This is a genomic window from Mesorhizobium sp. M0184, from assembly GCF_040322215.1.
Lineage (GTDB): Bacteria > Pseudomonadota > Alphaproteobacteria > Rhizobiales > Rhizobiaceae > Mesorhizobium.
Genome location: NZ_JAMYSZ010000122.1, coordinates 1 through 566, shown reverse-complemented (window position 1 = coordinate 566; position 566 = coordinate 1). Strand labels below are relative to the sequence as shown.

General features: G+C 57.4%; 1 protein-coding gene. It reads left to right on the top strand.

All coding sequences use genetic code 11. The features are described 5' to 3' along the window. The coding region (locus NKJ23_RS34590) for a condensation domain-containing protein (protein WP_352496827.1) at positions 1 to 566 on the top strand (566 nt) is incomplete at both ends.

Genomic DNA, 566 nt, shown 5'->3' with positions numbered 1-566 from the left:
CCAATTTTGAGCGATGAACAGGCGCAGAGCATAACTGCCGCCCATGAATTGCTGGCGCCTTCAGAGGATTTTTGGCGACAGCGGCTTGAGCAGCTTAGAATATTGCAGTTTCCTTTCCTGTCGTCGTGCGTAGCTGGGGCGCCGCCCAAACGGCAGTCGAGTTCGTGGTTCATTGCAAGTGCGTTGGCTAAGCTGTCGCCAAATGATCGCACGGAATACTTGGTAACGGCTTGGCTGATCTATCTCGCCCGCATCACGGGAGAAACAGAGCTTCAACTGGGATGGACGCCGGCGCCGGATCGATCGCAAGCCGGTTTGAAAGCGGTGGAGGTGCTTATCGCCTCTGTCGTGCCGATGGAAGTTACCATCGACCTTGCACATGATTTTGAAGAAGTGCGCAAAGCCGTGGCGGCCGAATGCGCTCAGCTGAGCGAGCACGCTAGCTTTGCCCGGGATCTTATCGCGCGCTGCCCGACATTGCGAGGTGTGGAGGCGCTACGGTCGCACCAGCCCTGGCCGATTGGCATCACAATCACGACAGACAGCTGTTCTGTCGCTGGCGATCT